Source organism: Streptomyces sp. NBC_01260 (genome assembly GCF_036226405.1).
GTDB classification, from domain to species: domain Bacteria; phylum Actinomycetota; class Actinomycetes; order Streptomycetales; family Streptomycetaceae; genus Streptomyces; species Streptomyces laculatispora.
In genome coordinates, this window is the sequence record NZ_CP108464.1 from 6,353,535 (window position 1) to 6,377,253 (window position 23,719).

Sequence of the window (23,719 nt, forward strand, 5' to 3'; positions counted from 1 at the left end):
CGCGAAGTGCGGGCCCCCCGTTTGCAGTCACCCCGCGCGCTGAATCGAATGAACCTTCTTAGCGTGGGTTCATGAACCACACGCCGCGCATCCGTCCCGTAGTGAGCTGCACTCTGCTGGTCGTGACCCTGGTCGCAGGGATGACCGCCTGTGGGGAGTCCGACGGCCATCCGCTCTCGGCGAAGCCGTACGACGCCGCGGACGAGATCTCCTTCAACGCGCCCGACGGCGGCAAGAAGGTCGACCCGGACAAGCCCCTCGAAGTCGGCGTCGACGGCGACGACGGCCGGATCACCGATGTGGCGGCCGTCGACACCGCAGGACGCCATCTGGCGGGCGAACTCGACGCCGACGGGCAGCGCTGGCACTCCACCGCCCCGCTCGCCGCAGGCACCCGGTACACCGTCAAGGTCAGCATGGAGGACCACGACGGCGCCCCAGGGGACCGCACGCTGTCTTTCGAGACCGCCTCCGCCAAGAGGTTCCTGAAGGTCACCTTCGGCCCTCAGGCGGGCACCTACGGGGTCGGGCAGCCCGTTACGGCGCAACTCAGCGCCCCCGTCGCCGACAAGGCGGCCCGCGCCACCGTCGAGCGCGCGCTGAAGGTGCGCTCCACACCTGCCGTGACCGGCTCCTGGTACTGGGTCGACAACAAGACGCTGCACTACCGGCCGCGGGACTACTGGCCGGCGAAGGCCACCATCGAGGTCAGCAGCAATCTGGCCGGCATCAAGGTGGCCAACGCGCTGTACGGGGCTCCCGCGAAAGCGTTGAAGATCACTACCGGCGACCGGATCGAGGCCGTGACCGACGCCTCGGAGCACTCCATGACGGTCAAGCGCAACGGCGAAGTGATCAACACCATTCCGGTGACCACGGGCAAGCCCGGCTTCTCCACCCGCAACGGCGTCAAGGTCGTGCTGGGCAAGGAGCAGCAGGTACGTATGCGCGGGGAGACGATCGGCATCGCGCAGGGCTCGAGCGACTCCTACGACCTGCTGGTCTACTACGCGACCCGGGTCACCTGGAGCGGTGAGTACGTGCACGCGGCCCCCTGGTCCACGGGATCACAGGGGTACGCGAACGTCAGCCACGGGTGCACCGGTATGAGCACCAGCGCGGCGGAGTGGTTCTACAACACCGTGCGCGAGGGCGACATCGTCCGCGTCGTCGGCAGCGAGGGCGAGACCATGACGCCGTTCGACAACGGCTACGGCGACTGGAACCTGTCCTGGGCCAAGTGGCAGAAGGGCAGCGCACTGCAGAACAGCACGCCCGACCGCGTGGACACGGTTCAGGCGGCGCGACTGCGCCCCGAGGTCTGAGCGGGGAGTGCGCTGCCCCTCGGAGGGGCCGGCAGCAGGGGGAAGGGCCCGCGGGCCCCTCAGGCCCCCACGGAGAGCCTGCTGCGCAGCAGGGCGGCCAGGGCGTCCGCGAACCCGACCGGCTCGACCGGATGGGTCACCGCCGCGTCGGCGCGGCTCCAGGTGGCCAGCCAGGCGTCCTGCGGGCGCCCGATCAGCAGCAGCACCGGCGGGCAGCGGAAGATCTCGTCCTTGATCTGGCGGCAGACGCCCATGCCGCCGGCCGGTGCGGTCTCACCGTCCAACACGCAGACGTCGACGCCTCCGTGGTCCAGTGCGTCCAGGACGGCGGGCAGGGTGGCGCACTCCAGGAACTCCACCGGCGGCACGTCCGCCGCGGGCCTGCGCCCTGCTGCCAGCCTCACCTGCTCACGGGTGTGTGCGTTGTCGCTGTAGACCAGGACCGTGGCGGTCGGCTGCATTGTTCCTCCGTGACATCTGTGTCTTCGGGGCTTAGGGGCATGGGGGCTGTCCTGCGGACGGCCCCCGGACCGATGCGCGGATCGTACTCCGCCCGACAGCCTGTCAGCACCGCCCGGGACAGCGGATCCATGGGCCGTTCGGGGAGGACACACCCCTCTGACACACCGAACGGCACCCCCCGGAGTGAGGGCGGGATAAGCGACCGACATAATGTCGGTCGTGGCGACAGCAACGACAGTAGAAACCGGGCACGCGCACCCGTCGGTCAATCGGCCGAACCTCACCAGCGTCGGAACCATCATCTGGTTGAGTTCCGAGCTGATGTTCTTCGCGGCCCTCTTCGCGATGTACTTCACCCTGCGATCGGTGACCGGACCAGAACACTGGAAGGAAATGGCGTCGTCCCTGAACGTTCCGTTCTCGGCGACGAACACCACCATCCTGGTGCTCTCCTCACTCACCTGCCAGCTCGGCGTCTTCGCCGCGGAGCGGGGCGATGTGAAGAAGCTCCGCGCCTGGTTCGTGATCACTTTCGTGATGGGTGCGATCTTCATCGGAGGCCAGATCTTCGAGTACACCGAGCTGGTGAAGCAGGACGGCCTCTCGCTGTCCTCGGATCCGTACGGCTCGGTGTTCTACCTGACCACCGGGTTCCACGGTCTGCATGTGACAGGCGGTCTCATCGCCTTCCTGCTCGTTCTGGGCAGGACATACGCAGCCAAGAGGTTCACCCATGAACAGGCGACCGCTGCCATCGTCGTGTCCTATTACTGGCACTTCGTCGATGTCGTGTGGATCGGCCTCTTTGCCACGATCTACATGATCAAGTAACCGGGCCCCGAGCCCGAACCACATCCAGCATCGAAGCAGAAGATCCTGACACCGGGGTAATCCGTGAAAAAGCTCTCCGCACGACGACGCCATCCGTTGGCGGCGGTCGTCGTACTACTCCTCGCGCTGGCGGCCACTGGGGGGCTGTACGCCGCGTTTGCGCCCGCGAGTAAGGCGCAGGCCGACGACACCGCCCAGTCCCTCGCCATCGACGAGGGCAAGAAGCTGTACTCCGTCGGTTGCGCCAGCTGCCACGGAACCGGCGGTGAGGGCTCCACCGACGGGCCCCAGCTTGTCGGCGTGGGCTCCGCCGCCGTGGACTTCCAGGTCGGTACGGGCCGTATGCCGGCACAGCAGCCGGGCGCCCAGGTACCGAAGAAGAAGGTCATCTACACCCAGGCCGAGATCGACCAGCTCGCGGCGTACGTCGCGTCGCTCGGCGCCGGCCCGATCGTCCCGACCAAGAGCCAGGTCAGCCCTGAGGGCGCGGACGTCGCCAAGGGCGGCGACCTGTTCCGTACCAACTGCGCTCAGTGCCACAACTTCACCGGCGAGGGCGGTGCCCTGACGAAGGGCAAGTACGCCCCCAGCCTTGAGGGCGTGGACCCGAAGCACATGTACGAGGCCATGCAGACCGGTCCTCAGAGCATGCCGTCCTTCCCGGACTCGACGATGCCCAATCAGCAGAAGAAGGACATCATCGCGTACATCCAGACCGTGAACAGCGCGCAGGCTGAGAGCCCCGGTGGCCTCAAGCTGGGCGGGCTCGGTCCGGTCAGCGAGGGTCTGTTCGGCTGGATCTTCGGGCTCGGCGCACTGATCGCAGTTGCCGTCTGGGTCGCGGCCCACACCGCTAAGGCCAAGAAGTCATGAGTAGCCAAGAGATTCCAGAAGAGAACCTGCCCGCAGAGCAGGTCCCCGCGCACGGCGCGGTAGAGGGCGCGGACGATCCGTTCGCCGACCCGGGGCTGCCGGCCCACCAGCCGCGCATCCAGGACATCGACGAACGGGCCGCAGACCGGTCCGAGCGCGCCGTCGCGTTCATGTTCACGCTGTCCATGCTGGCGACGGTCGGCTTCATCGCCTCCTTCGTCATCTTCCCGGTCGACAAGATCGTCTACATCTTCCCGTTCGGTCATGTGAGTGCGCTCAACTTCTCCCTGGGGCTGACCCTGGGCGTGGCGCTCTTCGCGATCGGCGCGGGAGCCGTCCACTGGGCGCGCACCCTGATGTCCGACGTGGAGGTCGCCGACGATCGGCACGCGATCTCTGCCGAGCCCGAGGTCAAGGCGAAGGTTCTCGCCGACTTCGCGGCCGGTGCCGAGGAGTCCGCGTTCGGCCGGCGCAAGCTGGTCCGCAACACCATGTTCGGCGCGCTGGCCCTGGTGCCGCTCGCCGGTGTGGTGCTGCTGCGCGACCTCGGTCCGCTGCCGGAGAAGAAGCTCCGCTCCACCCTGTGGGCCAAGGGCAAGCAGCTCATCAACATGAACACGATGGAGCCGCTTCGTCCCGAGGACGTGACCGTCGGTTCGCTGACCTTCGCCATGCCCGAGGGCCTGGAGGAGGACGCGGAAGACTTCCAGACGCAGATCGCCAAGGCTGCGCTGATGATCATCCGCATCGAGCCGTCCAACATCAAGGACAAGCGCGAGCGCGAGTGGGCCCACGAGGGCATCGTGGCCTTCTCGAAGATCTGCACCCACGTCGGCTGCCCGATCAGCCTGTACGAGCAGCAGACCCACCACGTGCTCTGCCCGTGCCACCAGTCAACCTTCGACCTCTCCGACGGCGCCCGCGTCATCTTCGGTCCGGCCGGTCACGCCCTTCCGCAGCTGCGGATCGGCGTGAACAGCGAGGGTAACCTCGAGGCGCTCGGTGACTTCGATGAGCCCGTCGGTCCTGCATTCTGGGAGCGCGGATGAGTACTGCGACCGATACGAAGCGCAAGGCGCCCGCCGGTGAGAAGATGGCCGACTGGGCGGACGGCCGGCTCGGGATCTACTCCCTGGCCAAGGCCAACATGCGCAAGATCTTCCCGGACCACTGGTCCTTCATGCTGGGCGAGATCTGCCTCTACAGCTTCATCATCATCATCCTCACGGGTGTGTATCTGACGCTGTTCTTCCACCCGAGCATGAACGAGGTCGTCTACCACGGCCCGTACGAGCCCATGCAGGGCATCCGGATGTCCGAGGCCTACGCCTCGACGCTGGACATCAGCTTCGACGTCCGCGGTGGTCTGCTGGTCCGGCAGATCCACCACTGGGCCGCGCTGATCTTCCTGGCCGGCATGTTCGTGCACATGATGCGTGTCTTCTTCACGGGCGCGTTCCGCAAGCCGCGTGAGATCAACTGGCTGTTCGGCTTCCTGCTGTTCGTGCTCGGTATGTTCACCGGCTTCACCGGCTACTCGCTCCCGGACGACCTGCTCTCGGGTACGGGTGTCCGCTTCACCCAGGGCGCGATCCTGGCCACGCCGGTCGTCGGCACGTACATCTCGATGTTCCTGTTCGGCGGGGAGTTCCCCGGTGGCGACATCGTCGCCCGGTTCTACTCGATCCACATCCTGCTGCTGCCCGGCATCATGATGGGCCTGCTGGTGGCACACCTGATCCTGGTCTTCTACCACAAGCACACGCAGTTCGCGGGTCCCGGCCGGACCAACAAGAACGTCGTCGGCATGCCGCTGCTCCCGGTGTACATGGCGAAGGCCGGAGGATTCTTCTTCCTGGTCTTCGGCGTCATCGCCGTCATGGCGGCCATCGCCTCGATCAACCCGATCTGGGCCATCGGCCCGTACCGCCCGGACCAGGTGTCCACCGGCGCCCAGCCCGACTGGTACATGGGCTTCGCCGAGGGTCTGATCCGAGTGATGCCCGGCTGGGAGATCAACCTCTGGGGTCACACGCTCGTCCTGGGTGTGTTCATCCCGCTGATGGCCTTCGGACTGGTGCTCGCGATCATCGCGGTCTACCCGTTCATCGAGTCCTGGATCACCGGGGACAAGCGCGAGCACCACATTCTGGACCGCCCGCGCAACGCTCCCACCCGTACGGCCTTCGGCGTGGCCTGGATCACCGAGTACATCATCGTCTTCATCGGCGGCGGCAACGACCTGTGGGCCACGCACTTCCACCTGTCGCTGAACGCCATCTCGTGGTTCGTCCGGATCTTCATCTTCGTGGGCCCGGTCATCGCGTTCATCGCCACCCGGCGGATCTGCCTCGGCCTTCAGCGCCGGGACAAGGAGAAGGTGCTGCACGGGCGCGAGTCCGGGCTCATCAAGCGCCTGCCGCACGGTGAGTTCGTCGAGGTCCACGAGCCGCTCTCACCCGCGGCGCTGCACACGCTCACCGCGCACGAGCAGTACAAGCCGCTCGAGATCGGCCCGACGGTCGACGAGAACGGTGTCGAGCGCAAGGTGTCCCTGGTCCACAAGGTGCGGGCCAGGCTCAGCCAGAGCCTGTACGGCGAGGACAACCAGATCGCCAAGCCCTCTGCCGAGGAGTACAAGGAGATCAACAGCGGCCACGGCCACCACTGATCACCTGAACTGATCGCCACAGCAGGAGCCCCGCCCATCCATACGATGGACGGGGCTCTTCGCTGTCCCCCGCGCTCGATAGGGTGGTCACATCCCTTTATCGGCTGTGGACCCCAGGAGCGGACCATGAACGTTGTGACCCCGGTCGGCGGCGACAGCGTGGCGGCTCGTACCTGGCCCGGCGTGCTGACCCCGCTGCTGCGCGGCGAGGACCTGAGCGCCGACGACACCGCGTGGGCGATGGACCGCATCATGAGCGGTGAGGCGACCGACGTGCAGATCGCCGGCTTCGCGGTGGCCCTGCGCGCCAAGGGCGAGACCGTCACGGAGGTCACCGGTCTGGTCCGTGCGATGTACGAGCACGCCACCACGATTCACGTGCCCGGCCGTACGGTCGACATCGTCGGCACCGGTGGCGACATGGCCAAGACGGTCAACATCTCCACCATGTCCGCGATCGTCGTGGCGGGGGCCGGGGCCAAGGTCGTCAAGCACGGCAACCGCGCCTCCTCCTCGGCCAGCGGCTCCTCCGACGTACTGGGCAAGCTCGGCGTCAATCTGGATCTGCCCCCGCAGCGCGTCGTCGAGGTGGCCGAGGAGGCGGGCATCACCTTCTGCTTCGCGGTGAAGTTCCACCCCGCCCTGCGGTACGCGGCGAAGGCCCGGGCGGAGCTGGGCGCCCCGACCACCTTCAACATTCTCGGTCCGCTCACCAATCCGGCCCAGGTGCGCTCCCAGGCCATCGGGGTCGCCGACCTGCGGATGGCACCCATCGTCGCGGGCGTGCTCGCCGAACGCGGCAACTCCGCGCTGGTCTTCCGCGGCGACGACGGCCTGGACGAGCTGACCACCACCGCGACCTCCAGGGTCTGGGTGGCCCGGGACGGCGTCGTGCGCGAGCAGGCCTTCGACCCGCGCGACGTCGGCCTGGAGCTGGTACCGGTGGAAGCGCTGCGCGGCGCCGACGCCTCGTACAACGCCGATGTGGCCCGCCGGCTGCTGGCCGGCGAGACCGGTCCCGTACGGGAGGCCGTCCTGCTCAACGCGGCGGCGGCCCTGGTCGCGCTGGACCAGGGGGAGGGCACGCTTACCGAGCAGCTCGCCGCCGGTATCGCGAAGGCCGCCGAGTCCATCGACTCCGGGTCCGCCGGGCGGGCGCTGGAGAGATGGGTCAGGGCCAGCAACGCCTGAGCGCAGGGAATGTGAAGCAGGGCGCAGTCCATGATCTGGACTGCGCCTTGCGCGTTCACCCACGTATGGCAAGATGCTGGGCAGGTCATGAGTGACAGCGACTACGGCCCCGGCCCGCTGTCCGGCAACCCTCCGTCCGTGGCGGGGTGCCCCGGGTGAAGACCAGGCCGTAGGCAGCGAGGTCTGCGGCAAGCGCGGACCCCTCGACGTCGTGAGACGTCCACCCGTGGGGTCCTGGTCCTCAGGGAGCCTCTGTGAGCAAGCGAATGCGATAGGGCTTTTCGGCCCTCCTCCGCACACCCTTCTTCTTCCTTCCGTGCTGCCGCGTATCCGCGGGCACGCGGAATTCGCCTGCCTGTTACGGGAGTTCGTCATGTCTGTCTTCACCGCTGCCGCCGACCAGTCCATTTGTGCCCCGTTGCCCGTTCTGGGGAAGGATGTGACGGTTCCGCTGGTGACCGGCGGTGAGGTCACGTACGCCGCGCTGGACTACGCCGCCAGCGCCCCGGCCCTGCAGCGGGTGTGGGACGACGTCGCCGCGTACGCGCCGTACTACGGCAGCGTCCACCGCGGCGCCGGATACCTCTCGCAGCTCTCCACGGACCTCTTCGAGAGCAGCCGGGTCACCGTCGCGGAGTTCCTCGGCTGCCGCGCCGACGATCAGGTGGTCTTCACCCGGTCGACCACCGACTCGCTCAACCTGCTGGCCGCGGCGGTTCCCGCCGACTGCCAGGTCTTCGTCTTCGAGACCGAGCACCACGCGTCGCTGCTGCCCTGGCGCGACGCCCGCGTGACCTACCTGAACGCCCCGCGCACCCCCGCCCAGGCCGTCGCCGCGCTGGAGCGGGCACTCGCCGACCGCGATCCTTCCCCGAGCTCTCAGCTTCGTTCGAGCAGGGGAGGCCCCACTGGTCCCGCGCTGGTCTGCGTCACCGGCGCCTCCAATGTCACCGGTGAGCTGTGGCCGGTCAAGGAGCTCGCCGCCGCCGCGCACGCTCACGGCGCGCGGATCGTGCTGGACGCCGCGCAGCTGGCCCCGCACCACCCCGTCGACATCGCCGAGCTGGACGTCGACTGGGTCGCCTTCTCCGGACACAAGCTGTACGCGCCGTTCGGCTCGGGCGTCCTGGCCGGCCGCTCCGACTGGCTGCGCGACGCCGACCCCTACCTGGCCGGCGGCGGCGCCTCCCGCAAGGTGGCCCGGCGGGCCGGCGGCGGGGTGGACGTCGAGTGGCACACCACCGCCGCCCGCCACGAGGCAGGTTCCCCCAACGTCATCGGCGTCTACTCCATCGCCTCCGCCTGCAAGGCGCTCACCGAGGCCGGATTCGAGGGCCTGGTCGCCCGGGAGCAGCAGCTCGTCACCGCGGTCCGTGCCGGACTCGCCGAGGTCCCCGCGGTCAAGGTGCTCTCGTTGTTCGGCGACGACGCCCCGCGGGTCGGCGTCATCTCCTTCGTGGTGGAGGGCTGGAACAGCTCGCACTTCGCCGCGGCGCTCTCCGCGGAGTACGGCATCGGGGTGCGCGACGGACTGTTCTGCGCCCACCCGCTGGTGCGCACCCTGCTCGGCAGCGACCCGCAGGACGTCGGCGAGTGCGGTGCGCCTGAGGCCGATCCGGGGGAGAGGTCGCTCAACGCGATCCGGGTCAGCTTCGGTGCCGGCACGCCGGACGAGCACATCGAGCGCTTCGTGCGGGCGGTCAAGGAGCTGGTGAGCGAGGGCGCCCAGTGGAAGTACCGCACCGAGGGCGGCCGTTGCGTCCCGGACCGGGGTACCGCCCAGGTCTGAGGGGCGCAGAACGCGTTCGGCCGGGTACGGACAGCTGTCCGTACCCGGCCGAACGTATGTACCTATGCGTCCAGGCCGATGGCGAAGGCCGCCTCCAGGTCGTGCTGCGAGTACGTACGGAACGCCACGTGGGTGTCGGTCCCCTCGACGCCGGGGATCTTGCTGATCCGGCCGGGGATGACGTCGGCCAGATCGTCGTGCTTGGCCACCCGGACCATGGCGATCAGGTCGTACGTACCGGTGACCGAGAAGACCTCGCTGACGCTGTCCAGCGCTGCGACGGCCTCGGCGATCTCGGGAATCCGGTCCACACTGGTCTTGATGAGCACGATCGCGGTGATCACGGCTGGCTTTCTCCCTCGGTGGCCGTGGCTGGAGATCTCACTCTAGCGCCACGCCGGTAGCGCCCCCAGGCGTAGAGGAAGCCGATGGCGAAGCCGACCACATGAGCGAGATAGGCCACGCCGGGGCCGCTGCCGGCGCCCTTGGCGGCCAGCCACTGCAGCACGAACCAGAAGATCAGCACGATCCAGGCGGGGAAGCGCAGCGGCAGGAAGAGCAGGAACGGGAACACGCTGGTGACCCGGGCCCTGGGGAAGAGGTAGAGGAAGGCGCCCAGTACCGCCGAGATCGCCCCGGACGCGCCGACGAGCGTCTCGTCGGACGTGGCGTGCGCGGCCGCGTAGGCGAGCAGGGCGAGGTAGCCGCAGCCGAGGTAGAAGAACGCGAACTCGGTGTGGCCCATGCGCTCCTCGGCCATCGCTCCGAACACGTACAGGAACAGTATGTTGCCGAGCAGATGCAGCCAGCTGCCGTGCACGAAGAGCGCGGTCAGCGGCGTGAGCAGGGCGTGGGCGGAGCCGTCCCAGAGTTCGCTCGGGATCACGCCCCAGCGCTCGAAGTACCCGGCCTGGGCGGACAGCAGGGCGTCCGCGCTGCCGTACACCGGGTTGAGCCCGGAGAGCGGGCTGATCGCGAAGACCACGCAGCACAGGGCGATGAGGGCGTACGTCACCGGCGGCCCGCCCGAGGTGGCCGCCCGCAGGAGTCTGCCGGCCGCAGCCCGCCGATCGATCATGAACAGAGCATGACGCAACTGGAGGGAACAGGACAGACCGCCTCGCCGTGCCGGTGGTATGCGGCGAGGCCGTAGGGTTACGGCAGGACATCCGCAGTTCGACGGCGCACCGCGAAGATCCTTATGTGGCAGCACGAGGCCCGACGAAAGAGGACGCAACGATGACGACGGTTCCCCAGCCGACCGAGGCGACCCGCTGGCGCTGCACGCTCTGCGGAAACCTCACGCGATTCGACGTGACGCGCTCCTCCAAGGTCGTCGAATACGTCCATCTCGACCTGGCCGGGGAGTCGAGCGTCGAGGAACGCGAGGTGGTCAGTGAGACCATCGAGTCGGTGCGCTGTCGTTGGTGCAACGCGGTGGACCAGATCGAGCTAGTCGACAGGCCCGGTGCCGACTCCTGACGGGGCCGTGCGGACATACAGTTTGAGGTGACGGATGGTGGAGCAGCCCGCTGGCGGCGCCGCGTCGGCCGATGCGGCCGACGATGCCGTGGAGGTGCTCGACCGCCCGCTGCCCGAAGGTGTACGGCGTCGGGTCGTCGCGCTGGTCTCGGACGCGTTCGGCGGCCTCACGGTCACCGAACTCCCGGCCCAGCTCAGACAGTACGCCCGCTTCACGCCGACCCGGCGTGCCAAGTTCGCCGGGAACGCGATGGCGGCCGCCCTGGAGGGCGACGCCGCGTTCCGCCGGCGCATCGGCGAACGGCTGAGGGAGACCCAGCCGGAGCTGAGTGCCGCCCTGGAGGCCGGCTCGCCGCCCGCCGCCGCCGACCCCGTCGATGTGGCCGCCGCGGCCTATGTGCTCCGTCCGGCCGGCTGGGTGAAGCTCCTCGCCGCCGCGGGTGAGGAGGCGCAGCGGGCCGACGCCGAGCGGGCCGACGACGAGATCCGGCGCGAACTGGGACGGCTGAGCGAGGAACTCGCCCAGGCCCGCGCCCAGACGAGGAGCGAGACCGAACGGCTCCGCAGTGACCTCGACGCGGCCCGCAAGGAGGCCGAGTCGCTCCAGCGCAAACTGCGCAGCGCGGCCAACGAGGTGAAGCGCGGCGAGGCCGCGCTGCGCCAGGGCAGGGCCGAGAGCGACGCCGTACGGGCCGAGGCGGCCGCCCAGGTCTCGGCGGCGGAGAGCGAGACCCGGAGGCTGCGGGCCCGGCTCGGCGAGGCGGAGGCGTCCGTCGAGGCGGGGCGCCGGGCCGCCCGCGAGGGGCGGTCGGTCGAGGACATGCGGCTGCGGCTGCTGCTCGACACGGTGCTCGAAGCGGCCGGCGGACTGCGCCGCGAACTGGCCCTGCCGCCGTCCTCGATGCGCCCCGCGGACACCGTCGACGCCGTCGAGCCGGGCCGGATGTCACCCAAGGACATTGCCGCCAGAGCCCTTTCGGACACCGATCCGGCGCTGCTGGACCAACTCCTCGCGCTGCCGCAGGCGCACCTCATCGTGGACGGCTACAACGTCACCAAGACCGGCTATCCGCAGCTTCCGCTGGAGAAGCAGCGGCTGCGGCTGCTGGGCGGCCTGTCGATGCTCGCCGCCCAGACGGGCGCCGAGATGACCTGCGTCTTCGACGGGGCCGAGCTGGCCGCTCCGGTGCTGCTCGCGCCGCCCCGGGGGGTGCGGGTGCTGTTCAGCAGGGCGGGGGTCACCGCGGACGAGCTCATCCGGCAGCTCGCGCGCGCCGAACCGTCCGGGCGGCCCGTCGTGGTGGTCTCGACCGACCGCGAGGTGGCCGACGGAGTGGCGAAGGCGGGGGCCAGGCCCGTTGCGTCCCTCTTGCTCCTGAAGCGGCTTTCGCGCGTTTAGCGAGACTTGTTGCGGCTCGTCGGAAATTACGGAACGGGCCGTCAATTCACCGCTACACGCAGTGTGGTGCGGGTAAAGAAGTGCCCGCTGTGACGAGATTTTTCCTGCGAGGATTTGAACTGATCACAGGATGGTCACTATGGTCGGGCCTCGAACCTTCGCACGGTTGATCACCCATCCGGGGTGGCAGTGAAGGAACCGCCGAGTCCGTGATCTGCACGGAGCCGGGGATTCATGTCCCCCACAGCCCGGTAGGCGGCTCGAGGAAGAAGGAGCTCGCCTTCGTGGCGTCCCACCGTCGACCCAAGAACCCGAGCCGCACCCGTGTGACCGTGCTCACCGCGACCGCCGCTGCGGCCGTGGCCCTGACCTCCCAGGCCGCTCACGCCGACCCCAAGCCGACCAAGAGCGAGGTCAAGGCGGAGGTCGACAAGCTCTACCACGAGGCGGAGGCGGCCACCGAGCAGTACAGCGGGGCCAAGGAGAAGCAGGAGAAGCTCGAGAAGCAGGTCGGCGCGCTGCAGGACAAGGTGGCGCGCGGTCAGGAGGAGCTCAACACGCTCCGTGCCGGGCTCGGTTCGATCGCCGCCGCGCAGTACCGCTCGGGTGGCATCGACCCCTCGGTGCAGCTCTTCCTCGCCTCGGACCCGGACAGCTTCCTCGACCAGGCCTCCTCGCTGGACCAGTTGACGGCCAAGCAGGCCGAGTCGCTGACGAAGATCCAGGAGAAGCAGCGGTCCCTCGCGCAGGAGCGCAAGGAGGCCCAGGACAAGCTGAACGACCTCGCGGACGTCCGCAAGACGCTCGGCGAGAAGAAGAAGCAGCAGCAGGGCAAGCTCGCCGAGGCCCAGAAGGTGCTCAACACCCTGACCGCCGCCGAGCGCGCGAAGATGCGCGAGGACGACCTGCGCGCCAGCCGCTCCGCCGGCGACCGGGTCGACCTGGGCAGCGAGGTCCCCGCCTCCGCCCGTGGAGCCGCCGCCCTTCAGGCTGCCTCCACCCAGCAGGGCAAGCCGTACGTCTCCGGCGGTACCGGCCCCAACTCGTTCGACTGCTCGGGTCTGACCCAGTGGGCCTACCACCAGGCCGGTGTCGAGATCACCCGCACCACGTACACCCAGATCAACCAGGGCACCCAGATCGGGCGCAGCCAGTTGAAGCCCGGGGACCTGGTCTTCTTCAGCAACACCTCGCACGTGGCCCTCTACGCGGGCAACAACACCGTGCTGCACGCCCCGAAGCCGGGTGCCGTGGTCCGCTTCGAGTCGATGAACACCGTCGGCAGCTACCAGACCGCCGTGCGCATCTGATCACGCCCGAACGGGCGAATTCCCGCGCCCCGTACTGACTGCCCGCCCCGCCGGAGACCACAGGTCACCGGCGGGGCGTCGCTGTTTGTGCCTCCCGTCCGTCCGGCGCGGCTTTTGTTCGCTCCGTGATCGCGCGACTACTGTCTGGCTGCCGCGTGGCTCCATGTGTCGGTCCGCCCGCCCCGGGTGGCAGGGGCTGCGCACATCTGCGTACAGCGGAAGGGAGTGCGGCGTCCTGTGGTGTCCCATCGCCGTTCCACACAGCCCGGCCTGAACCGGAGCGCCCGGGCCACTGTCCTGTCGGCCGCGGCGGCGACCGCCGCCGCGACGCTCGGCGCGGCCACCGCGAACGCCGAACCGCAGGACACCCGGCAGAGCGCCGGGGCCCGGGTGGACCGCCTCTACGCCGAGGCCGAGCAGGCCACCGAGCAGTACAACAAGGCCGGTGAGGACGTGAGACGGCTGCGCGGTGAGGTGGACCGGGCGCAGGACCGGGCGGCCCGGGGGCAGGAGCGCGTCAACGCGATGCGTACGGAACTCGGTTCCGCGGCCCGTGCGCAGTACCGGTCCGGCGGCATCGACCCCTCGCTCGCCCTGCTGCTCTCCTCCGATCCGGACAACTACCTCGACCGGGCCGCCGTGCTGGGCCGGGTGAACGACAGCCGGGCCAACACCCTGGCCGAACTCCGCAGGGCCCAGCGGGTGCTGGCCCAGACCCGGGCGGAGGCCGCCGGTTCGCTCGCGGACCTGGAGCGCGGCCGCGCGGCCGTCAGCCGCCACAAGCGGACCGTCGTGCGCAAGCTCACCGAGGCCAGGCGGCTGCTGAAATCACTTCCCGGCGCCGACCGGGCGGCGTTCGAGCGGGCCTCGCGCACCGGCCGGGACACCGGGGCCGGGACGGTGGCCGGACTCCCGGCGGGCTCGGCGAGGGCGGCGGCCGCCGTCATGGCCGTCCACCGGGCGCTGGGCCGCCCGTATGTCTGGGGCGCGAGCGGGCCCTTCGGATTCGACTGCTCCGGGCTGATGCAGTGGGCGTACGCACAGGCCGGGGTCAGCCTGCCCCGCACCTCGCAGGCCCAGCGGTACGCCGGCCGGATGGTGCCGCTCTCCGAGGCCCGGCCCGGCGATCTGGTCACCTACCGCGCGGACGCCAGTCATATCGGGATGTATGTGGGGAACGGCCAGGTCATCCATGCCCCGTACCCCGGCGCCCCGGTCCGCTACGACCCCGTCGGCATGATGCCCGTCTCCTCGGTCACCCGGGTCTGACCCTTACCCTCGTTCCTGTGGCTGATCAGGGGCGTACCGCGGAGCGGGCGCGTGGTGGACGACGGCGCGCGGCGGGCGCCGTGCTCGCCGCGCTGTTGTGCGCCTCCGCCTGCTCGGCCCCGGCCACTGACGTCCCGGACACCACCGCCGCCGATATCCGCGCCACCCTGGACCGCCGGGCCGCCGCGGTGCTGCACCACGACCCGGACGCCTATGCCGCGGTCGTCGCCCGGGACGCCACCGATCTGCGGGCCTCGCAGCGCAGGGAGCTCGGCCATCTCGCGGACATGCCGATCGGCTCCTGGACGTACCGGCTCGACGATGTCTCGCCGCACGGCGCGGACCGGGCCACCGCCGAGGTCCGGCTCGGCTACCGGATCAAGGGTTACGACAGCGCGCCGGTCTCCGTGGACCGGGTCCTCGACCTGGAACGGGACCCGGCGGACGGCCGCTGGTACCTGACCGCCGACCGCCCGGCGGAGGGCGGCGGCCGGCAGCTCTGGCAGCAGGGCGATGTCGAGGTGGTGCGCGGCACGCACAGCCTGGTGCTGGGCGTCGGCCGCCCCCGCGAGGAGCTGACCGGGATCGCGGCCACCGCGGACCGGGCGGTTCCCGCCGTCTCCGACGCCTGGCCGGAGCGCTGGGCCGGGCGCGTGGTGGTGCTGGTCCCGGACACCGTGCAGGACATGGCGGAGCTGCTCGGGTCGCCCGCCGCGAACTACCGGGGCATAGCGGCCGTCACCACCGGCGAGACCGGCGGCTCGGGCACGGCGCCCGCGGACCGGGTGATCGTGAACCCGAAGGCGTACGCGATGCTCGGCACCTTCGGGCAGCGCGTCGTCCTCACCCACGAGACCACCCATGTCGCCACCCGCACCCGCACCTCCGCCGCCACCCCGACCTGGCTCTCCGAGGGGTTCGCGGACTGGGCGGCCTACCGGGACGGGGACCGCACCGCCGCCGAGATCGCGCCCGAACTGGCGGAGGCCGTCCGGCGCGGGGAACTGCCCGCCGCCCTGCCCATCGACGAGGACTTCGGCTTCACCGAGGACCCGGACCGGCTGGCGAAGGCCTACGAGGGCGGCTGGCTGGCCTGCGAGCTCATCGCCGACCACTGGGGCGAGGAGGAGCTGTTCGCCTTCTACCGGGCCGTCGGGGGGCACTCAGGGCGGGACGGAGCGGTGGAGCAGGCCCTGCACGAGGTGCTCGGCACGACTCCGCAGGACTTCACGGCGCGCTGGCGGGAGTACGTTCGGGACCGGCTCGGCTGACCTCGGGGGCCGGCCGCGTCACCGTGTCACGCCACAGCCGCCCGCCCGCGATCAGCGTCGCGGCGACCAGCAGTCCGTTGCGCAGGAACATCAGGGTCACGCCCGTCGCGTCGCTCGTCACCACATGGACGAACCCGAGCGGGAACTCCAGCTGGGTGACGCCCGTCGCCGCCAGCACCAGACAGGCCGGCAGCGTCATCCGGCTCTCCCGGAAGACCAGGCACACCGCGGCCAGACCGACCAGCCACAGCATGTACTGGGGGCTGATCACCCGGCTCGTGGTGGTGAACAGCAGCACCGCGGTGAACGCCGCGTCCGCCGGCGTACTCACACCGAACGTGCGCGCCTTCAGCCGCCACACCAGCAGCCAGCCGAACGCCACCACGCTCAGCCCCAGCGCGAGCGTGCTCACCAGCGGCACGTGCGGGCCCAGGAACTCCAGCGAGCCGTAATGCAGCTCCACCCGGCCCTGCCAGCCGAACTGCCGCGCCACATGGAAGACCAGCGCACCCAGCGACTCGACCTCGGTGCCCCGGTCGCGCTGGAAACCGAGAAAGGCCAGCGCGCCGGGCGCCGCCAGAGCGCACAGCGCCAGCAGCCCGAGCGCCGTCCCGGCCGCGGTCGCCCACGCCAGGCGCGTCCGGCGCCCGCGAGCCGTACCGGCGAGCAGCAGCGCCGGCCACACCTTCAGCAGCGCCCCGACCGCCGCCAGCGCCCCCAGCACCCGTGGATGCCGCACCCCGGCCAGCAGCGCCGCCACCGCGACGGCCGTCACCATCACGTCGTACCGGGCGTACGCGGTCGTACCGAGCAGCGGCACCCCCGCGACCCACACCCAGGCCCCGGCCGTCCGACGGGCGGTGCCCCGGCCCGCGTACAGCAGCAGACCCAGCACCAGCGCGTCGCAGAGGAACGCCAGGACGAAGAAGGCCGAGGCGTAGTCCAGGAACGGCAGCAGGGCGGGGGAGAGGATCGCGAGTGCCGCGAGCGGCGGGTACTGCCAGGTGACGTCGGACTGCGGGTAGCTGCCCGAGCGCAGCACGTCGTACCAGCCCTGGTAGATCACCGACACGTCGCTCGTCACGTCGGGGCCCGGCAGCGTGATCACCTTGATGACGCAGAGCAGCAGGAGAGCCCTGGTGAGGGCCCACACCACGAAGGCCGGTTGTGCGCTGCTCGAACCCGTCATGTCCCGCCCTCGTCCGTTCCATCGGTGGTACGACAGGACATGATGCCCGGCGGGTCCGTGCGAGAGCCACGAGGCGGGGCCGCCCGGTACTGTCGGCGGCGATGGACAAGACCCTGATCGTGACCAACGACTTCCCGCCCCGCCCCGGTGGCATCCAGGCGTTCCTGCACAACATGGCGCTCCGGCTGGACCCGGACCGGATCGTTGTCTACGCCTCCACCTGGAAGCGCGGCCCCGAGGGCGCCGCGGCCACCGCCGCCTTCGACGCCGAGCAGCCCTTCACCGTGGTCCGCGACCGCACGACGATGCTGCTGCCGACCCCGCGGGTGACCCGGCGCGCCGTCCAGCTGCTGCGCACCCACGGCTGCTCGTCCGTCTGGTTCGGCGCCGCCGCCCCGCTCGGGCTGATGGCACCGGCCCTGCGCCGGGCCGGTGCGCGCCGGCTGGTCGCCACCACCCACGGGCACGAGGCCGGCTGGGCCCAGCTGCCCGCCTCCCGGCAGCTGCTGCGGCGGATCGGCGAGGGCACGGACACCGTCACCTATCTCGGCGAGTACACCAGGTCCCGGATCGCCGCCGCGCTCACCCCGGCGGCGGCGGAGCGCATGGTCCAGCTGCCGCCCGGCGTGGACGAGAAGACCTTCCACCCGGAGTCCGGGGGCGATCTGGTCCGGGCCCGGCTCGGGCTCACCGACCGGCCGGTCGTCGTCTGCGTGTCCCGGCTGGTGCCCCGCAAGGGCCAGGACACCCTGATCCTCGCGATGCCCGCGATCCTGGCCGAGGTGCCCGACGCCGTCCTGCTGATCGTCGGCGGCGGACCGTACGCGGGGGAGCTGAGGAAGCTGGCCGCCGGGACCGGAGTGCTGGACTCGGTGCGGTTCACCGGAGCGGTGCCCTGGGCGGAACTGCCCGCGCACTACGGGGCCGGTGACGTCTTCGCGATGCCGTGCCGCACCCGGCGCGGCGGTCTCGACGTGGAGGGCCTCGGCATCGTCTACCTGGAGGCGTCCGCGACCGGGCTGCCGGTGGTGGCGGGCGACTCGGGCGGCGCCCCGGACGCGGTGCTCGACGGCGAGACCGGCTGGGTGGTGCGCGGCGGTTCGGCCGAGGAGGCGGCGGAGCGGATCGTCGCGCTGCTCGGCGACGCGGAGCTGCGCCGGCGGATGGGGGAGCGGGGCCGCGCCTGGGTCGAGGAGAAGTGGCGCTGGGACCTGCTGGCGGAGAAGCTCAGGGCGCTGCTCTGAGCGGGCGTCGGGCCACCCGGCGGCCTCCGGGCCCGTGCACGCGGAAGGGGCCGCCCGCACGAGATGCGCGGGCGGCCCCTTTTGGTGGTGCCCCGGTCAGGAGCGGTAGATCGATTCGACCTCGTCCGCGAAGTCCTTCGCCACCACGTTCCGCTTCAGCTTCAGCGACGGCGTGATGTGGCCCGCCTCCTCGGTGAACTGGGCGGCCAGGATGCGGAACTTGCGTACGGACTCGGCCTTGGACACCGCGGCGTTGCCGTCGTCGACCGCCCGCTGCACCTCGGCCAGCAGCTCCGGGTCCTCGCGCAGCGACAGGGCGGTGGAGCCGACCGGCTTGCCGTGCTCCTCGGCCCAGCGGCCCAGGAACTCCTGGTCCAGCGTCACCAGCGCGCCCACGAACGGGCGTCCGTCGCCGACCACCATGCACTCCGCCACCAGGGCGTGCCCGCGGATGCGGTCCTCGATGACGGCGGGAGCGACGTTCTTGCCGCCCGCCGTGACGATGATCTCCTTCTTGCGGCCGGTGATCGCGAGATAGCCGTCCTCGTCGAGGGTGCCGATGTCGCCGGTGTGGAACCAGCCGTCGGCCAGCGCCTCGGCCGTCGCCACCTCGTTGTTCCAGTACCCGGAGAACAGGTGCTCGCCGTGCAGCAGCACCTCGCCGTCGTCGGCGATCCGCACGACCGAGCCGGGCAGCGGCTGGCCGACCGTGCCGATCTTCTGGCGGTCCCACGGGTTGAACGCGGTGGCCGCGCACGTCTCGGTCAGGCCGTAGCCCTCCAGGACGGTGAAGCCGATCCCGCGGTAGAAGTGCCCGAGCCGCTCGCCGAGCGGCGCACCGCCGGAGATCGCGTACTCGCCGCGTCCGCCGAGCACGGCCCGCAGCTTGCTGTAGACGAGCCGGTCGAACACCTTGTGCTTGAACCGCAGGCCCACGGACGGACCCTGCGGTGTGCCCAGCGCGCGGCTGTAGGCGATCGCCGTGTTCGCGGCCTTGTCGAAGATCTTGCCCTTGCCGTCGGCCTGGGCCTTGGCGCGCGCCGAGTTGTAGACCTTCTCGAAGACCCGCGGCACCCCGAGGATCAGGGTCGGCCGGAACGCGGCCAGTTCATCGGTGAGGTTCTTGATGTCCGGTACGCAGCCGAGCTTGATCGGGGCCATCACGGAGGCGACCTCGACCAGCCGTCCGAAGACGTGCGCGGCCGGCAGGAAGAGCAGGACGGAGCACTCGCCGGTACGGAAGAGGGGCTTGAGCCGTTCCACCACGTTGCCGCACTCCGCGAAGAAGCTGCGGTGCGTGAGCACACAGCCCTTGGGGCGTCCGGTGGTGCCCGAGGTGTAGACGATGGTGGCCGGGTCGTCGGCCTTGGCGCTCCTGCTGCGCAGATCCACGGTCTCCTCGGAGACCTCCGTACCCGAAGCGGTGAGCACGCCGACCGCACCCTTGTCGATCTGCCACACATGGCGCAGCTCCGGCAGCCGGTCGCGCACGGAGGCCACGGCCTCGGTGTGCGCGTCGCTCTCCACCAGGACCGCGACGGCGCCCGAGTCGCCGAGGATCCACTGGACCTGCTCGGCCGAACTGGTCTCGTACACCGGCACGGTGACGGCGCCCGCGCTCCAGATCGCGAAGTCCAGCAGCACCCACTCGTAGCGGGTGCGGGACATCAGGGCGACCCGGTCGCCGGGTTCGACACCGGCGGCGATCAGCCCCTTGGCGGCGGCTCTGACCTCGGTCAGGAACTGCGTGGCGGTGACGTCGGTCCAGACGCCCGCCACTTTGCGGCTCATCACCGCGACATCGGGATGCTGAGCGGCATTGCGGCGGATGAGATCCGTCAGGTTGCCGTCCGCGGGGACCTCGTACAGGGCCGGAAGGCTGAACTCGCGCAAGACTGCTGCTCCTCATCGGGCTCCGGTGCCACGGCTCTGTGTGACGCACCGGCTGCGGTCCAAGATGGCGGGTGCTCAGTGGGGTGAGCACGACTGGACTGCCCGGACGTTACCCACCAGTACTCGGTTCCGGATAGGGGGTTCCGGCCAGATGTCTTACGCGTCACACATAGAGGCGGGCCTTTCGCGCACAGTAGTGCACCCCGGCCGGGCCCTGGAAGTAACCGCAGGTCCGGTGGCCTCTACCCAGGCGGACGCCGGAGTCCTAGGGTGATCGTCATGGGAGCCGGACCGAACAGCCGGGGGGCCGCCGCCGGGCGGCGCACCCGAATTCACGTGGTCAGCGACGTGCACGGGAACACCGAGGCGCTGGCCCGCGCGGGGGACGGCGCCGACGCCCTCGTCTGCCTGGGCGACCTGGTGCTCTTCCTCGACTACGCCGATCACTCGCGCGGCATCTTCCCGGAACTCTTCGGGGTGGAGAGCGCCGACCGGATCGTCGCCCTGCGCACCGAACGCCGTTTCGAGGAGGCCCGGGACTTCGGCCGGGGCCTGTGGGCGGGCGTGGACCGCGACGCCGCGATCGTCTCGGCGGTGCGCAAGCAGTACGCCGAGATGTTCGCCGCGCTGCCCGCCCCGACGTACGCCACCTACGGCAACGTCGACATCCCCGGCCTGTGGCCCGAGTACGCCGGCCCCGGAACCACCGTCCTGGACGGCGAACGCGTCGAGATCGGCGGCCGCGTCTTCGGGTTCGTCGGCGGTGGCCTGCAGACCCCGATGCGCACCCCGTACGAGATCAGCGACGAGGAGTACGCCGCCAAGATCGAGGCGGTCGGCGAGGTCGACGTGCTCTGCACGCACATCCCGCCCGACGTCCCGGAGCTGACGTACGACACCGTGGCGCGCCGTTTCGAACGCGGCAGCCGGGCCCTGCTCGACGCCATCCGCCGGACCCGGCCCCGGTACTCCGTGTTCGGCCATGTCCACCAGCCCCTGGTCCGCCGGATGCGGATCGGCGCCACCGAGTGCGTGAACGTCGGCCACTTCGCCTCGACCGGCAGGCCGTGGGCGCTGGAGTGGTGACCGGGCCCGGCCGCACCGGGCGTCCCGGCAGGCCCTGGGCCGAGGCACGGCGCACACGCGATAGCCTTCTGGCGGCAGGCCTCTGCCGACCGACCGGTACACCGCACTGGAGGGCCACAGCGATGGCTGAACACACCAGCTCGAGCATCACCATCGAGGCGGCACCGGCCGACGTCATGGGCGTGATCGCCGACTTCGACCGCTATCCGGAATGGACCGGCGAGGTCAAGGAGGCCGAGGTGCTCGCCTCCGACGACCGCGGCCGCGCCGAGAAGGTCCGCCTGGTCCTCGACGCCGGGGCGATCAAGGACGACCACACCCTCGCGTACACCTGGATCGGCGACTACGAGGTCAGCTGGACCCTGGTCAAGTCCCAGATGCTGCGCGCCATCGACGGCTCCTACGCACTGGCCCCGCTCGGCGACGGCGACCGCACCGAGGTCACCTACCGGCTGACCGTCGACGTCAAGATCCCGATGCTCGGAATGATCAAGCGCAAGGCGGAGAAGGTCATCATCGACCGCGCCCTGGCCGGCCTGAAGAAGCGCGTCGAGTCCGTCCCGAAGGCCTGACCGGGTGCGTACGGTCCTGGTCACCGGCCCCGGCGGCTCCGGCCGTACCACCGTCGCGGCGGCGACCGCGCTGGCCGGCTCCCGCCGCGGCGCCCGCACCCTGCTGATCTCGGCGGACGCCATACCCGGCTTCCCCTCGGCCACCGAGCCCGCACAGGTCACCGACACCCTGTGGTCCGTCCGGACCGACTCCGCGGAGCACTTCCGCGGCGAACTCCTCGCCCTCCAGGACCAGCTGTCCGGTGTGCTCGGCCTGCTCGGCGGCAACCAGCTGGACGGTGAGGAGCTCACCGAACTCCCCGGCAGCGACCAGCTCGCCCTCCTGCAGAGCCTGCGCCGCGCCGCGCGGGGCGACTGGTCCCGCGACGGCTACGACCTCCTCGTCGTCGACCTGCCGCCGCTGCGTGAAGCCCTCGCCGTACTGGCCCTGCCCGAACAGCTGCGCCGCTATCTGCGCCGGCTGCTGCCCCAGGAGCGCCAGGCCGCACGCGCCCTGCGCCCGATGCTCGCCCAGCTGGCCGGCGTGCCCATGCCCGCACAGTGGCTGTACGAGGCGGCAGCCCGGCGCGACGCCGAACTGGCCGCCGTCCAGGCACTCATCGAGGACCGGGCCACCACACTCCGGCTGGTCGCCGAACCGGGCCCGGCCGCCGAGGACGCGCTGCGCACCGCCCGGACCGGACTCGCCCTGCAGGGACTGCGCGTCGATGCGCTGGTGGCCAACCGGGTGCTGCCCCGGCACTCCGCGGACCCCTGGTTCGCGGCGCTCGCCGCACAGCAGGAGAAGTGCCTCGACCACTGGCGCGAGGAGTGGGCCGCCGAAGCCCCGCCGGTGGAGGTGCCGCACCTGGGCCGTGACCCGCAGGGCCCCGACGACCTCACCGGTCTCACCAGCACCTCCGGTCCCACCGGCACCGATGACACGCTCGACGTGCCCATGGACGGCCGGGCCCCGGGCCGTGCCGAGGATCCCTGGTGGATCGAGGAATCCGGCGCGCCGGACGGGGCCGACGGCCCGGACGGAATACTGGTCTGGTGCCTGCGGCTGCCCGGAGCGGTCAAGAAGGACCTCCAGCTGGTCCGCCGCGGCAGCGAACTCCTGCTCACCGTCGGCCCGTTCCACCGCATCGTGCCCCTGGAGTCCGCGCTGCGCCGCTGCACCGTCTCCGGCGCCGCGCTCACGGACGGGGTGCTGCGCGTCCGGTTCACGCCCGACCCGGACCTGTGGCCCAGGACGAGCTGAACGGCTCACGGCCCGCCCTGTCACCGTTCGGGTAACGTCGTAGGTACGGGTCCCGTATGCCGGGCCGCCGGCCATCACGTCGCAGGAGTCCGCCATGAGCGAAGCCACCGATCGTCCCGTCGACGACGACGCGTGGGCGCAGGCCTGCGCCGAGGACCTCGCCGCCGAGAAGGCCCGCCGCCGTGCCGAGTACGGACCGCCGCCCGGCTCCGCGGCCGAGGAGCTGCGCAAGCTGATCGACGCGGTGGCCGACAAGGTCTCCTCCCTCCAGTCGCCGCTGTTCGGCATGGCGGCGCAGGGCGCGGTGCAGCAGGTCATCAAGCAGGCGAAGTCCGCGGTCGAACCCGTCATCGAACGCAATCCAGACGTTTTCGACCACATTGCCGCAGCCGGCGGCGAACTGCTCGCCGCCTACCGCTCCGCCGTCGAGGGTCAGGAACGCCGCTGGACCCAGGGCGCGGGAGACCCCGCGGGCACCGAAAAGAAGGCGGACGACGCCACCGACCCCCGCGACGAGGGGCCCGGCACCGGCGAGCAGATCGACCTGGACTGACCGGCGCCGACGGGGCGGGGCCCGGCCTCGGGTACGGTTGCCCCAGCGGGGCTCGACCGAAACTGA

Annotated in this window: 22 protein-coding genes and 1 riboswitch; of the genes, 17 read left to right on the plus strand and 5 right to left on the minus strand. The window is 70.6% G+C overall.

The features are described from left to right. Positions 1–71 precede the first annotated feature (71 nt). Positions 72–1,325, plus strand: a complete 1,254-nt coding sequence (locus OG322_RS28325) for a L,D-transpeptidase (protein WP_123470130.1) — start codon at positions 72–74, stop codon at positions 1,323–1,325. 59 nt (positions 1,326–1,384) lie between these two features. Here the strand turns inward: OG322_RS28325 and OG322_RS28330 are convergent, their stop codons facing one another. Continuing rightward, complete coding sequence (locus tag OG322_RS28330; RefSeq protein WP_124283854.1) at positions 1,385–1,786, minus strand: hypothetical protein; 402 nt, start codon at positions 1,784–1,786, stop codon at positions 1,385–1,387. 211 nt (positions 1,787–1,997) lie between these two features. Here OG322_RS28330 and ctaE point away from each other — a divergent pair, with 211 nt between their 5' ends. The 6 genes from ctaE (at position 1,998) to OG322_RS28360 (ending at position 9,142) form a co-directional block, all read left to right on the plus strand. Further along, positions 1,998–2,618: an aa3-type cytochrome oxidase subunit III gene (ctaE, locus tag OG322_RS28335; RefSeq protein ID WP_123470126.1), complete on the plus strand. Its 621-nt coding sequence runs from the start codon at positions 1,998–2,000 to the stop codon at positions 2,616–2,618. Positions 2,619–2,681: 63 nt separating this feature from the next. Then, positions 2,682–3,491, plus strand: coding sequence for a cytochrome bc1 complex diheme cytochrome c subunit (gene qcrC, locus OG322_RS28340; RefSeq protein WP_123470124.1), 810 nt, complete (start codon positions 2,682–2,684; stop codon positions 3,489–3,491). Further along, a complete protein-coding gene (gene qcrA / locus OG322_RS28345; RefSeq protein ID WP_123470121.1) occupies positions 3,488–4,540 on the plus strand; it encodes a cytochrome bc1 complex Rieske iron-sulfur subunit in 1,053 nt (350 codons plus the stop codon). Before qcrC ends, qcrA begins: the two co-directional genes overlap by 4 nt. Next, positions 4,537–6,162, plus strand: a complete 1,626-nt coding sequence (gene qcrB / locus OG322_RS28350; RefSeq protein WP_123470119.1) for a cytochrome bc1 complex cytochrome b subunit — start codon at positions 4,537–4,539, stop codon at positions 6,160–6,162. The genes qcrA and qcrB overlap by 4 nt, the downstream gene beginning before the upstream one ends. Before the next feature lie 126 nt (positions 6,163–6,288). Beyond that, the gene (gene trpD, locus OG322_RS28355; protein ID WP_123470117.1) at positions 6,289–7,353 is read left to right on the plus strand and encodes an anthranilate phosphoribosyltransferase; all 1,065 of its coding nucleotides are present in this window, start codon (positions 6,289–6,291) and stop codon (positions 7,351–7,353) included. An 83-nt stretch (positions 7,354–7,436) separates the two neighbouring features. Then, positions 7,437–7,554: riboswitch (SAM riboswitch) on the plus strand. Positions 7,555–7,726: 172 nt separating this feature from the next. Next, complete coding sequence (locus tag OG322_RS28360; RefSeq protein ID WP_124283853.1) at positions 7,727–9,142, plus strand: aminotransferase class V-fold PLP-dependent enzyme; 1,416 nt, start codon at positions 7,727–7,729, stop codon at positions 9,140–9,142. A 62-nt stretch (positions 9,143–9,204) separates the two neighbouring features. Here the strand turns inward: OG322_RS28360 and OG322_RS28365 are convergent, their stop codons facing one another. Both OG322_RS28365 and OG322_RS28370 read right to left on the minus strand, forming a co-directional pair. Next, positions 9,205–9,486, minus strand: a complete 282-nt coding sequence (locus OG322_RS28365) for an Lrp/AsnC family transcriptional regulator (RefSeq protein ID WP_123470113.1) — start codon at positions 9,484–9,486, stop codon at positions 9,205–9,207. Continuing rightward, positions 9,483–10,220 (minus strand): rhomboid family intramembrane serine protease, encoded by a 738-nt coding sequence (locus OG322_RS28370; RefSeq protein WP_185095694.1) that lies wholly within the window; start codon positions 10,218–10,220, stop codon positions 9,483–9,485. The genes OG322_RS28365 and OG322_RS28370 overlap by 4 nt, the downstream gene beginning before the upstream one ends. 161 nt (positions 10,221–10,381) lie before the next feature. Between OG322_RS28370 and OG322_RS28375 the strand changes: the two genes are divergently transcribed. The 5 genes from OG322_RS28375 to OG322_RS28395 all read left to right on the plus strand — a co-directional run bounded on the left by OG322_RS28375 (position 10,382) and on the right by OG322_RS28395 (position 15,873). After that, the gene (locus OG322_RS28375) at positions 10,382–10,624 is read left to right on the plus strand and encodes a hypothetical protein (RefSeq protein ID WP_024494175.1); all 243 of its coding nucleotides are present in this window, start codon (positions 10,382–10,384) and stop codon (positions 10,622–10,624) included. Between the two features lie 37 nt (positions 10,625–10,661). Further along, the gene (locus OG322_RS28380; RefSeq protein WP_329307778.1) at positions 10,662–12,023 is read left to right on the plus strand and encodes an NYN domain-containing protein; all 1,362 of its coding nucleotides are present in this window, start codon (positions 10,662–10,664) and stop codon (positions 12,021–12,023) included. A gap of 284 nt (positions 12,024–12,307) precedes the next feature. Next, positions 12,308–13,333, plus strand: a complete 1,026-nt coding sequence (locus tag OG322_RS28385; protein WP_123471456.1) for a C40 family peptidase — start codon at positions 12,308–12,310, stop codon at positions 13,331–13,333. A gap of 237 nt (positions 13,334–13,570) precedes the next feature. Beyond that, positions 13,571–14,602: a C40 family peptidase gene (locus tag OG322_RS28390; protein ID WP_123470105.1), complete on the plus strand. Its 1,032-nt coding sequence runs from the start codon at positions 13,571–13,573 to the stop codon at positions 14,600–14,602. 17 nt (positions 14,603–14,619) lie between these two features. Further along, complete coding sequence (locus tag OG322_RS28395; RefSeq protein WP_185095693.1) at positions 14,620–15,873, plus strand: hypothetical protein; 1,254 nt, start codon at positions 14,620–14,622, stop codon at positions 15,871–15,873. Here OG322_RS28395 and OG322_RS28400 read toward each other — a convergent pair. Continuing rightward, a complete protein-coding gene (locus OG322_RS28400) occupies positions 15,830–17,062 on the minus strand; it encodes a glycosyltransferase family 87 protein (RefSeq protein WP_123470101.1) in 1,233 nt (410 codons plus the stop codon). The genes OG322_RS28395 and OG322_RS28400 overlap by 44 nt on opposite strands. 101 nt (positions 17,063–17,163) lie before the next feature. Between OG322_RS28400 and OG322_RS28405 the strand changes: the two genes are divergently transcribed. Then, positions 17,164–18,306 carry a glycosyltransferase family 4 protein gene (locus OG322_RS28405; RefSeq protein ID WP_124283851.1) on the plus strand — a complete coding sequence of 381 codons (1,143 nt, stop codon included), beginning with the start codon at positions 17,164–17,166 and terminating at the stop codon, positions 18,304–18,306. 96 nt (positions 18,307–18,402) lie between these two features. Here the strand turns inward: OG322_RS28405 and OG322_RS28410 are convergent, their stop codons facing one another. Then, positions 18,403–20,199: an AMP-dependent synthetase/ligase gene (locus tag OG322_RS28410; protein ID WP_123470097.1), complete on the minus strand. Its 1,797-nt coding sequence runs from the start codon at positions 20,197–20,199 to the stop codon at positions 18,403–18,405. Between the two features lie 279 nt (positions 20,200–20,478). On the opposite strand from OG322_RS28410, the gene OG322_RS28415 reads away from it, so the two are divergent. From OG322_RS28415 to OG322_RS28430, 4 genes are all read left to right on the plus strand, one after another. Then, positions 20,479–21,285: a metallophosphoesterase family protein gene (locus tag OG322_RS28415; RefSeq protein WP_329307183.1), complete on the plus strand. Its 807-nt coding sequence runs from the start codon at positions 20,479–20,481 to the stop codon at positions 21,283–21,285. 122 nt (positions 21,286–21,407) lie between these two features. After that, positions 21,408–21,857, plus strand: coding sequence for an SRPBCC family protein (locus OG322_RS28420; RefSeq protein WP_123470095.1), 450 nt, complete (start codon positions 21,408–21,410; stop codon positions 21,855–21,857). Between the two features lie 4 nt (positions 21,858–21,861). Beyond that, a complete protein-coding gene (locus OG322_RS28425) occupies positions 21,862–23,100 on the plus strand; it encodes an ArsA family ATPase (protein ID WP_123470092.1) in 1,239 nt (412 codons plus the stop codon). Positions 23,101–23,194: 94 nt separating this feature from the next. Continuing rightward, positions 23,195–23,653 carry a DUF5304 domain-containing protein gene (locus OG322_RS28430; RefSeq protein WP_123470090.1) on the plus strand — a complete coding sequence of 153 codons (459 nt, stop codon included), beginning with the start codon at positions 23,195–23,197 and terminating at the stop codon, positions 23,651–23,653. Positions 23,654–23,719: the final 66 nt, after the last annotated feature.